This window comes from Tepidibacter formicigenes DSM 15518, from assembly GCF_900142235.1.
Lineage (GTDB): Bacteria > Bacillota > Clostridia > Peptostreptococcales > Peptostreptococcaceae > Tepidibacter > Tepidibacter formicigenes.
In genome coordinates this window covers 1-14,404 of record NZ_FRAE01000065.1, presented here as the reverse complement: position 1 = coordinate 14,404, position 14,404 = coordinate 1, and the positions used below count along the sequence as shown (strand labels likewise).

13 protein-coding genes are annotated in these 14,404 nt (G+C 29.6%); 1 reads left to right on the top strand and 12 read right to left on the bottom strand.

What is annotated here, in order from left to right:
* The 3 genes from BUA77_RS10715 to BUA77_RS10705 form a co-directional block, all read right to left on the bottom strand.
* The coding region (locus BUA77_RS10715) for a (2Fe-2S) ferredoxin domain-containing protein (RefSeq protein ID WP_200773959.1) at positions 1 to 893 on the bottom strand (893 nt) is incomplete at its 3' end.
* 32 nt (positions 894 to 925) lie between these two features.
* Positions 926 to 1,402 (bottom strand): NADH-quinone oxidoreductase subunit NuoE, encoded by a 477-nt coding sequence (gene nuoE / locus BUA77_RS10710; RefSeq protein ID WP_072890042.1) that lies wholly within the window; start codon positions 1,400 to 1,402, stop codon positions 926 to 928.
* Positions 1,403 to 1,512: 110 nt separating this feature from the next.
* The gene (locus BUA77_RS10705) at positions 1,513 to 2,355 is read right to left on the bottom strand and encodes a hypothetical protein (protein ID WP_084605718.1); all 843 of its coding nucleotides are present in this window, start codon (positions 2,353 to 2,355) and stop codon (positions 1,513 to 1,515) included.
* Between the two features lie 179 nt (positions 2,356 to 2,534).
* Here BUA77_RS10705 and BUA77_RS10700 point away from each other — a divergent pair, with 179 nt between their 5' ends.
* Positions 2,535 to 3,962, top strand: coding sequence for a copper amine oxidase N-terminal domain-containing protein (locus BUA77_RS10700; RefSeq protein WP_072890038.1), 1,428 nt, complete (start codon positions 2,535 to 2,537; stop codon positions 3,960 to 3,962).
* 137 nt (positions 3,963 to 4,099) lie between these two features.
* Here the strand turns inward: BUA77_RS10700 and BUA77_RS10695 are convergent, their stop codons facing one another.
* The 9 genes from BUA77_RS10695 to BUA77_RS10655 all read right to left on the bottom strand — a co-directional run.
* Positions 4,100 to 5,197: a GerAB/ArcD/ProY family transporter gene (locus tag BUA77_RS10695; protein WP_072890036.1), complete on the bottom strand. Its 1,098-nt coding sequence runs from the start codon at positions 5,195 to 5,197 to the stop codon at positions 4,100 to 4,102.
* A 144-nt stretch (positions 5,198 to 5,341) separates the two neighbouring features.
* Complete coding sequence (locus tag BUA77_RS10690) at positions 5,342 to 6,559, bottom strand: cation:proton antiporter (protein WP_072890034.1); 1,218 nt, start codon at positions 6,557 to 6,559, stop codon at positions 5,342 to 5,344.
* A 29-nt stretch (positions 6,560 to 6,588) separates the two neighbouring features.
* On the bottom strand, positions 6,589 to 7,014 hold the full coding sequence (locus BUA77_RS10685) for a MarR family winged helix-turn-helix transcriptional regulator (protein ID WP_072890032.1): 426 nt from the start codon (positions 7,012 to 7,014) through the stop codon (positions 6,589 to 6,591).
* A gap of 147 nt (positions 7,015 to 7,161) precedes the next feature.
* On the bottom strand, positions 7,162 to 8,391 hold the full coding sequence (gene hydF, locus BUA77_RS10680) for a [FeFe] hydrogenase H-cluster maturation GTPase HydF (protein WP_072890030.1): 1,230 nt from the start codon (positions 8,389 to 8,391) through the stop codon (positions 7,162 to 7,164).
* Positions 8,369 to 9,700, bottom strand: coding sequence for a [FeFe] hydrogenase H-cluster radical SAM maturase HydE (gene hydE / locus BUA77_RS10675; RefSeq protein ID WP_200773958.1), 1,332 nt, complete (start codon positions 9,698 to 9,700; stop codon positions 8,369 to 8,371). The genes hydF and hydE overlap by 23 nt, the downstream gene beginning before the upstream one ends.
* 50 nt (positions 9,701 to 9,750) lie before the next feature.
* Positions 9,751 to 11,124: a [FeFe] hydrogenase H-cluster radical SAM maturase HydG gene (gene hydG / locus BUA77_RS10670; protein ID WP_072890028.1), complete on the bottom strand. Its 1,374-nt coding sequence runs from the start codon at positions 11,122 to 11,124 to the stop codon at positions 9,751 to 9,753.
* Between the two features lie 19 nt (positions 11,125 to 11,143).
* A complete protein-coding gene (locus BUA77_RS10665) occupies positions 11,144 to 11,389 on the bottom strand; it encodes a TM1266 family iron-only hydrogenase system putative regulator (RefSeq protein WP_072890026.1) in 246 nt (81 codons plus the stop codon).
* Between the two features lie 336 nt (positions 11,390 to 11,725).
* Positions 11,726 to 13,492, bottom strand: coding sequence for an NADH-dependent [FeFe] hydrogenase, group A6 (locus tag BUA77_RS10660; RefSeq protein WP_072890024.1), 1,767 nt, complete (start codon positions 13,490 to 13,492; stop codon positions 11,726 to 11,728).
* Between the two features lie 22 nt (positions 13,493 to 13,514).
* A partial coding sequence (locus tag BUA77_RS10655) for an NADH-ubiquinone oxidoreductase-F iron-sulfur binding region domain-containing protein (protein WP_143151348.1) occupies positions 13,515 to 14,404 on the bottom strand: 890 nt, incomplete at its 5' end.

The following is a 14,404-nucleotide window of genomic DNA, read 5'->3' as shown; positions in this document are numbered from 1 at the left end:
CTTTTTCCTTCTATAGAGTTTATAAGTGCTGTTTCTTCTCCACAAACGAATGCTCCAGCTCCAAGTCTTATTTCCATATCAAATTCAAAATCAGTTCCCAATATATTCTTACCAAGATATCCTTTTTCTCTAGCTTGGTCTATTGCTATTTGAAGCCTATTAACAGCAACAGGATACTCGGCTCTTACATATACATACCCCATATTTGCTCCTACAGCATATCCTGCTATAGCCATGGCTTCTATTACTACATGTGGATCCCCTTCAAGAATAGATCTATCCATGAATGCTCCTGGATCTCCTTCGTCAGCATTACATGCAACATATTTTTGATCACTTTCTGCTTTATAAGTGAATTCCCACTTAAGTCCTGTAGGGAATCCTCCTCCTCCACGACCACGAAGACCTGATCTTTTAACTGTATCTATTACTTCTTCTCTACTCATACTTTTTAAAGCTTTTTCTAAAGCTTTATATCCATCATACGCTATATAATCATCTATATTTTCTGCACCTATTTTTCCACAATTTGCAAGGGCAATTCTCATTTGATTTTTATAAAAAGGCACCTCTTCAAAAGGTTTTATACTTCCATCTTCATTTATTGCTTCTTTATATAATAAATCTTTAACTACATTTCCACCCAGTATATGTTCATCAACTATTCTATCTACATCCTCAACTTTTACATGGGAATAAAAAGCCCCTTGTGGATATACTATAACTATAGGTCCTACTGCACAAAGTCCAAAGCACCCAGTTTTTACAACCTTAACTTTTTCTCTTATACCTCTTTCTTCTAGAAGTTTTTCCATTTCATCTAGTATTTTTAATGATTTAGATGAGCTACATCCTGTACCCCCACAAACCAAAATCTCATTTTTATAATCCATTCTTTTCCCCTCCTTAAGTGGCTTTTCTTAGATTACATATATTTACCAATTAAAGAATCTATATCATCTGCTTTAATTTTTCCATAAACTTCTTCATTAACAGTTAACACTGGAGCAAGTCCACAAGCTCCTATACATCTTGTAGCAACTAATGTAAACTTCCCATCTTCTGTAGTTTTTCCTGCCTCTATATTGAGTTTTTTAGAAATTTCATTTACTATATCTTGAGATCCTTTAACATAGCATGCTGTTCCAAGACATACACCTATAACATATTCTCCCTTTGGTTGAAGTGAAAATTGAGAGTAGAATGTTGCAACACCATATATTTCAGCAAGAGGAATATTAAGTCCATAAGATATTTCCTTTTGAATATCAAGAGATACGCATCCAAATATTTTTTGTGCTTCATTAAGAACTGGCATTAAAGCTCCAGGTTTCCCTTTATACATTTGTATAACTTCATCTAATTTTTTATAATTTTCTTCAGTAAATACTTCTCTCCCCATAAAACTCACCCCTTAAGTTTTTTTCAGAATTTACTTTATATTTTATTGTAATTATAACATATTTAATTTTCAAAAACAAAAACTCTCTGCTAAACAGCAAAGAGTTTAAATTATTTAACTAAAAAAGTTGTATATTGAACATCTTTTGTATTCCACTTATTATTTTCAAATTTTAAAATTGATTCAACATAAGAAATTGTATCTGCATGATAAGCTCCTGCTATTTTTTGATATCCTCGTAATTCAAATGTTCCATCTCCATCATAATCAATAGCTTCTAACTTTGAAAATGAATCTATCCAAGGTTTTACTTCTTTTAATAATTTCCCTTCTTTATTGTAAATACCTTGTTCTATATACATATCTTTACCAGCACTTACATCTAATAGTACCTTCTTATTTAAATCTTTAAATTCAATTTCTGCCCTATATCCATCTATATATTTTCCGTCTATATCAATACCTGCATTTTCTTTATCTGTAAATATTACAGATGGTTTATTATCTTTAAAAGTAGCTATCATATGATCTACTATTCCACCACTTCCTCCAGTAGATGCACTTACCACTACATCTTTTACTTTATCTCCAGTAAAATCTCCTATAAATAACATTTCTTTATCTTGATATCCACCAAAATTTTCATACGTTGCTTTTGAATATTCTTTAGTTTTTCCATCTTGAACTACAACAGTCAACGTATCACAATATATATCACTAACTGTTTTAGTTCCAACTAATATAACATTGTCTTTAATATTATCTCCTGTTACATCCTCTAACTTATAATCGACAACATATGCCTTATCTCCTATTTTGAGATTTGAAACTGTAAATTTTTCTCCTATTTTAAACTCATTATTTTGTGCATTTACATTTGCACACCCTACTGCTCCTAAAACTAAAACTCCTGTTAATAATAAAATACTTGTCTTTTTTAATAATTTTTTCATAATATCTACCTCCTATATACATTCTCTATACTTTTATTGTATACAAGAAAAAATTTTAAGTGGTTACAAAAAAGTTACAAAATAATTTTTATCATACTGTTTAATTTACTTTTATGACATTATTTGCTATGATATATCTAATACTGTATTTCTTGTAAAATTTTTAAAGGAGGGCTATTATGAAGAAAAGAATTTGTGTATTTTTAATATTTGTTCTTTTATTTAGTTTAACCATTACAGGTTACGCTGAAAATAACGAAGTAAAAGTGCAGCTAAATGGAGAGTACATATCTTTTGATGTAAACCCACAAATAATAAATGGAACTACATTTGTTCCAGCAAGAACTATTATAGAAAAATTAGGAGCTACTGTTAAGTATGATGAAAGTACAAGAACAGTAACTGCTGTAAAAGAAGATAAAACTGTTACTCTTCAAATGGACAGCAAAGTTGCAAAAATTGAAGAAGATGGCGAGACAGTTGATATAACTCTAACTGAATCTCCAAGAATTATAAATGGAAGAACTTTAGTTCCAGTTAGGTTTATTTCCGAAGCATTTGATACACAAGTTGGGTGGGATTCATATGAAAGAGCTGTAATTATAATAGATTACAACTATTTAACTGGATTGCTTGAAAATACTTTAAAAACTAACTCACCTAAATTCTACGAATTCTTAAATAATGGATACAAACAAATGAATACAGGAAAAATAAAATATGATTTAAGCTTAAACTTTAAATCAGCTCCAAATCCAGATTCTATAGATGCTTATACTACTATAGGATTCTTAGGTGCATTTGATGCAGGAATTGATGCTAATATGAATGCTGCATTAAATGAAGAAAGTATGTTTTTTGATATTGATTTAAGTACTAAAGGTATGCTTAAGGAATTTTTAAATAATGAAGCTTTAGGTTTTAAAGGCTTAGATAATATAAATATTAAGATTTTATTCAATGAAGAATATATGTATTTAAAATCTGATGTGTTCAGTAAAGTTGAAGATTTAAAACAGTTTCCAGTAGGAGATAAATGGATTAGATTTAAAATTCTAGACGAAAACATGCCAAATCTAAAAGAAATAAGAGACATGATTCAAAATCAAAACATAAAACCAATAGATGCATTTATTATGGGAATTGAAAATTCTAATGCTGTATTAGATGTAAATACTTTTGATAATATGATAACTTCTGTAGAAGTGATTTCTTACTTATTCAATAATGACCACTTTAAAGTTAAAGGAATAAGTAATAACACAAAAACTTATACTCTTACACTTAGTAGTGAAGATATTTTCAATTTAGTTAATATGTCAGCAAGATTAAGTGGTGAAGATATAGAAAACGATCCTGAATTTGCTGATCTTAAAGAAAATTTAAAATTCAACTTTAATGTTGATATAACTATAAAAGATGACTATGTTACAAATGAAAATATAGATTTGAATTTTGATTTAAACTCTCCTGAAGATGGACAATTTGAATTAAACTTAAAAGGAAATGTGGATATTTCAGATATAAATAGTTCTTCAATCAAAATAGATATTCCAAGTGATTCTGAAGTCATTGATTCTGAATATCTTGAAAACTACGGATTATAAAAAAGTCTTTATTCTAAAGATTTTAAATGTAGACTTTTTTGAAACTCATAACGGAATTTATATTTATCCACAATTTAAAGAGGAATATAATTTCCTATTCGTTATAAAAAATAGGTGCATATAAAGTGCACCTATTTTTATTTTCCAAAATTTTTTAATGAAGACTTTTTTATTTCTGATATAATCCATATAATAATAGGAAAAAATACCTGAAATACAAAAGTAAAATAAAACCATGTGTCTGTTTGAAATTCATAATAATGCATTACACTTTCATATTGAAAAAATGATAAATTGATTGTCAGCAAAGTAATAGGTATTACAATAAATCTATAATCTGTAATCTCAAATAATTTAGCAATTCCTTTACAAGTACATATTATTAATATGGCTATTTTAATAAAACCTCCTAAAATAAATATAGTAGATACAATTACTTCTATACTTTGTATCATAACTCCAATATTTATTCTACTAACAGCAGTATAAATAGAATAATATCTGGTTTCTCCTTCATTTATTCCAATAACTAATATACTAATTAAAGAAGATGTAAATAAGATTATGCCTCCTATTAACAATCCTATAATGTAAATTTTACCAGGAGATTTTTTTATTTTTTTGAAATTAGAAAAAGCAATAGAAAAAGCTATTATTTGAGCAAATGGAAATGAAAATGCATTTAGTGCTCCTTTTATAATAGGCTTAATTCCATTATAGGCTATAGGTTTAATATTCCTTATATTTATATCAGGCATTAATAATAATATTATTAAAACTAAAAAAAACATAGGCATTTTTAAGAAAAATTCACTATATCTGCCTAAAACTTCGATTCCATTTTTTGCTCCCCATCCACATAAACCTATAAGAATCATCATCGGTACAATCATAGGAGTAGCATCAAAGCTTACAGTAAATATAAAGCTGCCATAATTAACTGAAACATCAGATGCCCAATAAAGAAAAAAACAAGTAAATAATAATACTATTAATTTTCCTATAAATTTTCCAAAACAAAACTCAATAATGCTAAATAAATCTTTACCTGGAAAAATATAATGAAGTCTAGAATATATAAGAGCCATGGGTATAGCCATAAGCACAGCTAAAATAATAGCTATCCATAAATCTTGTTTAGCCTTCATTCCCATTATAAATACAGAAGATGATCCTATTATAAACCAAACTATTGTAGCTATTCCCTGTTTATCTGATATAACTTCTTTATTCACTGTTAATCCTCCAAATCATTTGCATGATTATAATCTATTTATAGTTTAACCAATTTATGACTTTATAATTAATGCAAAAAAGACGATTTATAAAATCGCCTTTTTTTAGATTAAATATTTATTTCATTTATTTTTATTATATATTTAAATTCTATTTTCATTTAATTGATTTATATTAACTGAATCTATTAATAAAGGACTTTCCTTTGATTTCTTTACAGCAATTTTAGTCGCAATAGGTCCGATTATCTCTGTAAGTATTGTTGTTGCCATAAGTATTGTTATTACTATACTTCCTAATGCTGTTCCTGGAAATTCTCTACTTACAGTAATTGCAAGCCCTACAGCAACTCCTACTTGTGACAAAAGCCCAAGTCCTATATATTTTTTAACTACCTGAGGTGCCTTTGAAATACCAGCTCCAATTGATGCTCCTCCCACTTTTCCTATCATTCTAAATAATAAATACATAACACCAAGAAGCCCTATTTGTGGAATAAGAGAAATATCAAGTCTTGAGCCTGCTAGTGTAAAAAATGCTGCTGTTATAGGTGAAGACCATTTTTCTAATGTGTTAAATGCTTTATTTCCTTTACTTGATACATTCGTTACCATAATACCACTTGCCATGGCACAAAGAAGAGGTGATAAATTAAAATGTAATGATATTCCTACTAATAATATAATACTAGCAATAGTAAAAGTTAAAACCTCAGATTCATTTTTAGATTTATTTAATAAATATGATAAAATAATTCCAATTAATGCTCCTACAAATACAGATAACACTATTTCCATAATTGGATGTATTAAAACCTTGCTCATAGTTAATGCTTCATGCTTTATAAACACTTTTGCCACAGAAGAAGCTACAGCATATATCATCAAAGATATTGCATCATCTACAGCAACAACTCCAAGTAAAGTGCTAGTTAAAGGTCCCTTAGCTTTATACTCCTTAAGCACCATAACTGTAGCTGCTGGTGCTGTAGCAGATGATATTGCCCCTAGTATAAGTGCTGTTTGTATATTTTGACCAAGAAGCATTATTATACTTGTAACTAGTGTAAATGCTCCAAGTGCTTCACAGGTTGCTATTACAAATATATTTTTACCTAATTTTTTCATTTCCTCTATCTTAAATTCACTACCTATGTTAAATGCAATTATCCCTAGTGCTATATCATTTATAAAAGATAACTCCTCTATAACTCTTTCATTTACAATATTAAATCCAGAAACCCCTATTAAAAGCCCAGCTATTATATATCCTCCAACAGCTGGCATTTTAAGTTTATTCATTACTTTTCCTAAAAGCACCCCTAAAATTAGTGCTATTCCTAAACTGATAAAATCACCCATAACAACCACTCCTTTACAATTTGATTAATTTATATATTTTTAACAATTTTTCCTAAGATTATCGAAAGATTTTCTAGCTCTGATTCATTAAGAAATTTTTTTATTTTATCTGTAAAGTACTTACATGCATCTTGTTCTGATTTAACAATTTTTTTCCCTTTTTCAGTTAAATAAATGTGATACTCTCTTCCATCCTTATTAGACCTCACCCTTTTCACATAATCTTGATTTGATAATTTTCTAATCATAGTTGTAACTGAAGGCCTACTTACATCTAGCTCCTGTGCTAATTCACTAAAAGTTGGACCCTTTAATTCATAAATAGCTTCTAAATAACACATATGATTCATACTTAATTTAGAAAACTCATTTTTATCCATCATTTTTTCTAGATACTGTTTATCCAGCTTGAGTAAATATTCTGATATTTCTAAAAAGTATCTTTCTAAACTCATCCACTCCTCCTTGCCCTTGTATACAATAAATATAATATGTATTTTTTATGTATTTAGTTAATTAAAACTAACTATATTATTATAATACTTCTATCTAGTTTTGTCAAAAAATATAAATTAGGGTATCCAAAATGACACCCTAATTTATTATCCTTTATATAATGCTTTTGCTATTGGGAATGGATCAAGAGCCCTTTCTAAAACTCCAGTGATATGCCCTATTAATATTCCGTAGTTTACTATAGGAGTTTTATTTTCTCTAGCCTGCATAACTCTAAACTCCATTTCCTTAGCATTTAGCATACATCCACCACAGTGAACTATTAATTTATACTTTTTCATTTCTTCTGGTTCTGGATAAGCAACACCTGATGTCCAAGTATAATTTAATTTTACTTTTGAGATTCCTTCTAGCCATCTAGGTATTTTGTCTTTTCCTATGTCTCCTTCTTGTCTGTGATGAGTACATCCTTCACAAATCAAAACATGATCTCCTTCTTTTAAGTTCTCTATTTCCTTAACTCCAAGAACTAGTTCTTCAATATCTGCTTTATATCTTGCATATAATATAGAAAATGAAGTCATAGGTATATCTTTTGGAGTTATTCTATCTACTGTTTCAAATGCTTGTGAATCTGTAACTACAATTTTAGGCTTTTTATTAAGTCCTTTAAGAGTAGCTTCAAGCTCAGTTTCTCTTGTAATTATTGCAATAGCGCCATGATCTATAATATCTCTTGTTGTTTGCTGCTGAGGAAGAATCAATCTTCCCTTAGGGGCAGCTTTATCAATTGGAGTAACTAAAACTACATAATCATTAGGCTCTATTAAATCTCCTATTATTTTCTTTTCTATATCAGTATTTGGTGCATGTTTTATAATTAAATTTTTAAGCTCAGTTATTCCTTCTCTTGTTTTAGAGCTTACTTTAACAAATTCAATATCAAGCTCTTTCTCTATATTTTTAATTTCTTCTTCACTTAAATTTTTTTCATCAGATTTATTGATTACCCCAACTACTGGTATTTTTTTATCTTTTATCCTATTTAATGTTTCTATATCAAAAGGTGTTACCCCTTCAAGTGCACTTATAACAAGAACTGCAAGCTCTGTTTTATTTAAAACCTGAAGTGTCTTTTTTACTCTAAGCTCTCCTAAAGCTCCTTCATCATCTATTCCTGCTGTATCTATTAAAACAACAGGACCTATTGGAAGTATCTCCATGGCCTTATAAACAGGGTCAGTAGTTGTTCCTGCAACATTTGAAACAAGAGCTATATCTTGATTAGTTAGTGCATTTATAAGGCTTGATTTTCCTGCGTTTCTTCTTCCAAATATAGATATATGTAGTCTGTTACTTCTCGGCGTTTGTTGCATTATTATACACCTCCATGTCTATTTTTAAATAAGGTGGAAATTCTCTTTTTGCTCCTGTTACAGCATCATAAGCAGATTTTAAATCAACCATATTTTTATCAGAATATATCTGATAATTATACCTATATTTAGGTGGAGTATTTATAAGCATTATAGTGTTTGCTCCTGCCATTAATGCATCTGCTTGAAGATTTGAATCAATAGATGCTAATGCTGTAGTTGCTGGAATAAACACCCTTTTACATACAAGTCTAGTTACTGCAACTGCTTTTAATGTTAAATCAACGCTACCCGTTGGATATTTTTCAAGTGGAGTTCCTTTTGCTGGTATAAATGGTCCTATTCCAATCATATTAATTCCCATATCTTTAAAATATAATATATCCTTTGCAATATCCTCTTCTCTTTGTCCTGGAAGTCCTATTATACATCCTGAACCATTTAAATATCCAAGTTCTTTTAAATATCTTGAACACTCTTTTCTAACATTAATATCATCATCAGGATGAATAAAATTAAATATTTCTTCATTAGTAGTTTCTATTTTAAGTAAATAATTATTTGCTCCAAGCTTTTTAAAATATTCATATTCTTCTCTTGGCCTTTCTCCTAAGCTTAAAGTAATCTTCATTCCTGTCTCTTTTTTTATTCTAGTTATTAGATTTCCTATTTTTTCTTTAGTCCACCATACATCTTCTCCAGACTGAAGTATTACAGTTTTTATTCCTATATCGTGAAGAGAGTGAACTACTTCCATTATCTCATCTTCGCTCATTCTATATCTTTGAAGATCTTTTAATCCTTTCCTAACCCCACAATACTTACAGTCTTTTTTACAGTAATTAGAAAATTCAATAGCACCTCTTATATCTACAACATCTCCAACTATCTTTTTTCTCATCTCATCTGCCGCTTTAAAAAGTGCTTTTATTTCTGCTTTCCTATCAGTTTTAAGAAGAAGAACTATATCTTCATATGATAGGTCTTTTCCATGTTCTACTTTTCTTAATACATCTAAAAACTCATCTCTAATTACTGTATTTTTTAGCCTATCTATAAGGCCTATTAATCTTTCAGGTTTTTCTGGATATATACCTCTTATTACTATCTCATTTTCAATTAGATACTTTTCACTTATATCTTTATCTTCTTTTTTTACTTTAATAGCAATAGCACAAACCGATCCATATTCAGCAGGAGCTGGAACTAAAGAAGTCTCAATGCCTTTATCTTTTAATATTTTATCTCCTCTAAGCATATGGTTTGTAGATCCTGCCATTATGAGATAATATTTTATATCCTTGTCCATAAATTCCTCCTATATAAACTTTATTTTTAATGATTACTTTAAAGTAATCATTAAAAATAAAGATCCTTTTCTCCTTTTTCTATTCTTTTAAGTCTTTTTATAGTTTCTTCCTTTATTTTTTCATCATCTATTTTTTCAATCTCAACCTTTAACATTTCTTCTCCCATTTTTCTAGTCTCCTCCGATGCAACATTTACTAAATTTTCTTTAAATGTCAATATTGCATTTGGTTGGCAGAATTCATGAATATGAGCATCTTTAGCAAGCTCCATGAAAGCTTCTCCAGTTCTATTATTTCTATAACAAGCTGTACAAAAACTTGGAAGATGTCCTTGCTTACAAACTACCTTAAGTATTTCATCAAGACTTCTTTCATCACTCGTTACAAATTGATCAGCTGATTTATCATCTTCTTCATATCCACCTGGATTTGTTTTAGATCCTGCTGACATTTGAGATACTCCAAGTTCTAAAAGTTCATCTCTTAAAGCTGCACTTTCTCTTGTTGAAAGTATTATTCCTGTATATGGAACTGCAAGTCTATATACAGTAACTACTTTTTTTAAATCTTTATCAGAAAGAGGATATGGAATTTCTTCAAGTGCTGAACCTATAGCTGGTCTAAGTCTTGGAATAGATATAGTATGAGGTCCTACACTGTATTTCTTATCTAGATAATCTGAGTGAATTAAAGTTGAAAGAACATCAAATTTATAGTCATAAAGCCCTAATAGTACACCTATTCCTACATCATCAATGCCTGCTTCAAAAGCTCTTTCTATAGCAGTTAATCTATAGTCATAGTCAGATTTAGCTCCACTTACATGCATTTTTTTATACGTTTCTCTATGATAAGTTTCTTGAAATATTTGATATGTTCCTATTCCAATATTTTTAAGCTTTTTAAAATCCTCTACAGATAAAGGCGCACAGTTTACATTTATTCTTCTTATATCTACATTTTTATATATAGCATCAACAGACCCTACTATATGATCTATATTAGTAACTCTTGGATCTTCTCCACAAACAAGAAGTATTCTTTTATGTCCTTGCTTTTCTATTGCTTTAGCTTCTTCAACTACTTCACTTGGACATAGAGTTCTTCTATGAAGTTCTTTATTAGTTACTCTAAACCCACAGTAAAGGCAATTATTTGTACATTCATTACTAGTATAAAGTGGAGCAAACATAACTATTCTATTTCCATATATTTTTTCTTTTATATATTTTGCTGATTCAAACATTTTTTCAAGTATTTCATCATCTTCTACCTGAAGAAGCGCTGCTGCTTCATCTACTTCAAGACCAAAACAGTCTTTAGATTTTTCTATTATATTTAAAATTTCCTCTTTTGATAAATTTTTAGCTTCTTCAAGAGTTTTATTTATTTTTTCTTCATTTATAATATTGAAAGTACTCATATTTATCTCCCCTTAAAAATTATTTTTGAGTTAATGCACTCTTAACACTTACACCTTTTAATCTCCCTAATTTTCCTGTAAGAGCTCCTATATCATCTGTTGTCCCATCTACAATTATTGAAATAACACTTAAATTCTTTTCCTTATAAGGCATACCCATTCTTCCAACAATAATATTGCTATGTAAGCTTAATAATTTATTTACATTTTCAACATTATCTTTATCTTCAACTAAAATTGCAACTACGCCAATTCTTTTATTCATATACACCAAACCTTTCTATAAAAAACAAAAAACTTTCCTTAAAAGATAAGGAAAGTTTGCAAACTTACTATGTATAAAACATAATATCACCTTCTTACCTTTTACTCAGATTAAAATCCTTGTAATTAGATCAAATACCATATCCTCTCAATGAATAAAATTCATTGGTCAGATTACATTAATATTTTATTTTAAGTTTTAATATAATATGATAAAAATAAACACAAAATTAATTTGTACCTATTTTCATCATACCATAAAGCCAAAACAAAAGTCAGTATTTTCTGATTTTTTTGCCAAAAGAGGTCAAGATTAATTCTTGACCTCTTAATTTAATTATTCACAACTACATGCTGCTTCTATTGGATATACTTCTCTTTTATGGTAATGAGTATGAAGTAATTCATGTGCTTTATGACCATTTGGCTTTCCTAAGAACTCACTATATAATTTTTGAATAGATTCATTCTTATGAGATTTTCTAACAGTCATAAGCTTATCTTCTTCATATAAAGCTTTAGCTCTTTCTACTCTTATATCTATTTCTTCTCTTACTTTAGCTGGAACTTGAGGTTGTCCTCCTCCAGTTACACAACCACCTGAACATCCCATAACTTCAATAAAGTGATAGTCCGCTTTTCCTTCTTTAACTAAGTCTAGAAGTTTAGAGGCTGCACCTGTTCCATGAACTACAGCTACTTTTATTGTTTTATCTCCTATTTTAACTTCAGCTTCTTTTATATTTTCTATACCTCTAACATTATTGTATTCTATTTCTTCTAAATCTTCTCCTGCAAGTACATCAGCTACAGTTCTAATTGCAGCTTCCATAACACCACCAGTTGCTCCAAAGATAACTCCTGCTCCTGAATAATCTCCAAAGAATTCATCAAAAGTACCATCTTCTAATTTATTAAATTCTATTCTAGCTTCTTTAATCATCTTTCCAAGCTCTCTAGTTGTAAGAACTGCATCTACATCTTTAAGTCCATTTACCTGCATTTCTTCTCTAGAAGATTCAGTCTTTTTAGAAGTACAAGGCATTATAGATACTACAAATATGTCTTTAGGATCTATATTATTAATTTCAGCATAATAAGATTTAAGTATTGCTCCCATCATTTGATGAGGTGACTTACAGCTTGATAAGTTTTCTAAAAGCTCTGGATAATAGAATTCACAATATCTTATCCAACCTGGTGAACATGAAGTTATCATTGGGAGTTTTCCACCGTTTTGTATTCTATCTAAAAGTTCATGTCCTTCTTCCATTATAGTAAGGTCAGCCGCAAAGTTAGTATCAAATACTTTATCAAATCCTAATCGCTTAAGAGCAGATACCATTTTTCCAGTAACTCTTGTTCCTATAGGAAGACCAAATTCTTCTCCAAGAGCAGCTCTTACTGCTGGAGCAGTTTGAACTAATACATGCTTATTAGAATCTTCTATTGCATCCCACACTCTTTCTATGTCAGTTTTCTCTCTTAATGCTGCAACTGGACATACATTTATACATTGGCCGCAGTATATACATGGAGCATCAGCCATACTCTTATCAAAAGCTGGAGCAACTTCAGTATCAATTCCTCTATTAGTAAATGATAATACTCCTATTCCTTGAACCTTTGAGCATACTGCAACACATCTTCCACAAAGAATACATTTGTTTGGATCTCTTACTATAGAATGAGATAAGTCATCTATAGTTTTTTCTTTCATTTCTCCTTCAAACTCTACATTCTTAACATTTAAATCTTCAGCTAATGTTTGAAGTTCACAATTTCCGTTTCTAAAACAAGCTAAACAATCTCTATTGTGATTAGAAAGTATAAGCTCAAGATTAGATTTTCTAGCTTCTCTTACTTTCTTAGTATTAGTTTTTATTACCATACCTTCACTTACAGGATGAACACATGAAGCTTGAAGATTTCTAGCTCCTTCAATTTCAACTAAACACATTCTACAAGCTCCAATTTCATTTATATCTTTTAAATAGCAAAGTGTTGGTATATCTATTCCTATTTCTCTAGCTGCTTCGAGTATAGTATACTCTCTAGGAACCTCAACTTTTACATTATCTATCGTTAAAGTAACTTTTTCCACTATAAGCACCTCTCTTTTATGATTATTTTTTAGATATTGCTCCAAATGGACATTTAGCAACACATGCTCCACATTTTATACAAGCATCAGTATCTATTACATGAACTTCTTTAACTTTTCCACTTATAGCATTTGCTGGACATGCTTTTGCACATAATGTACATCCTTTACACTTATCTTCTTCTATTGAGTATTCAAGTAATGCTTGACATACTCCTGATGGACATTTTTTCTCATTTACATGAGCTTCATATTCATGTCTAAAGTGTTTAAGTGTTGATAATACTGGATTTGGTGCAGTTTGTCCAAGTCCACAAAGTGCAGAAGTTTTTATATTTTCAGCAAGTCTTTCAAGTCTATCAATATCTTCTTTCTCACCTTTACCTTCTGTTATTCTTTCAAGTATTTCAAGCATTCTCTTTGTTCCTATTCTACATGGAGGACATTTACCACATGATTCTTCAACTGTAAATTCTAAAAAGAATTTAGCTATATCAACCATACAGTTATCTTCATCCATTATAATCATTCCACCTGATCCCATCATTGATCCAAGTGCTGTTAATGAATCATAATCTATTGGTGTATCTAAGTAATCTTCAGTTAAACATCCACCAGATGGTCCTCCAGTTTGAACAGCTTTAAATTTCTTTCCGTTTGGTATACCTCCACCTATTTCAAATATTATTTCTCTTAAAGTTGTTCCCATTGGTATTTCTACAAGTCCTGTATTTTCAACTTTTCCACCAAGTGCAAATACTTTTGTTCCTTTAGATTTTTCTGTTCCGATTGAACTGAACCACTCAGCTCCATTTAAAATTATTTTTGGTATATTTGCATAAGTTTCAACATTGTTAAGAAGAGTTGGCTTATTCCATATACCTTTAACTGCTGGGAATGGTGGTCTTGGTC

What these genes read in the sequence shown, in the direction of transcription:
- BUA77_RS10705 (WP_084605718.1), bottom strand. Translation starts at nt 2,355, where the DNA reads ATGAAAAAATTATTAAAAAAGACAAGTATTTTATTATTAACAGGAGTT.
- BUA77_RS10685 (WP_072890032.1), bottom strand. Translation starts at nt 7,014, where the DNA reads ATGAGTTTAGAAAGATACTTTTTAGAAATATCAGAATATTTACTCAAG.
- nuoE (WP_072890042.1), bottom strand. Translation starts at nt 1,402, where the DNA reads ATGGGGAGAGAAGTATTTACTGAAGAAAATTATAAAAAATTAGATGAA.
- hydE (WP_200773958.1), bottom strand. Translation starts at nt 9,700, where the DNA reads ATGGACAAGGATATAAAATATTATCTCATAATGGCAGGATCTACAAAC.
- BUA77_RS10700 (WP_072890038.1), top strand. Translation starts at nt 2,535, where the DNA reads ATGAAGAAAAGAATTTGTGTATTTTTAATATTTGTTCTTTTATTTAGT.
- hydG (WP_072890028.1), bottom strand. Translation starts at nt 11,124, where the DNA reads ATGAGTACTTTCAATATTATAAATGAAGAAAAAATAAATAAAACTCTT.
- hydF (WP_072890030.1), bottom strand. Translation starts at nt 8,391, where the DNA reads ATGCAACAAACGCCGAGAAGTAACAGACTACATATATCTATATTTGGA.
- BUA77_RS10690 (WP_072890034.1), bottom strand. Translation starts at nt 6,559, where the DNA reads ATGGGTGATTTTATCAGTTTAGGAATAGCACTAATTTTAGGGGTGCTT.
- BUA77_RS10665 (WP_072890026.1), bottom strand. Translation starts at nt 11,389, where the DNA reads ATGAATAAAAGAATTGGCGTAGTTGCAATTTTAGTTGAAGATAAAGAT.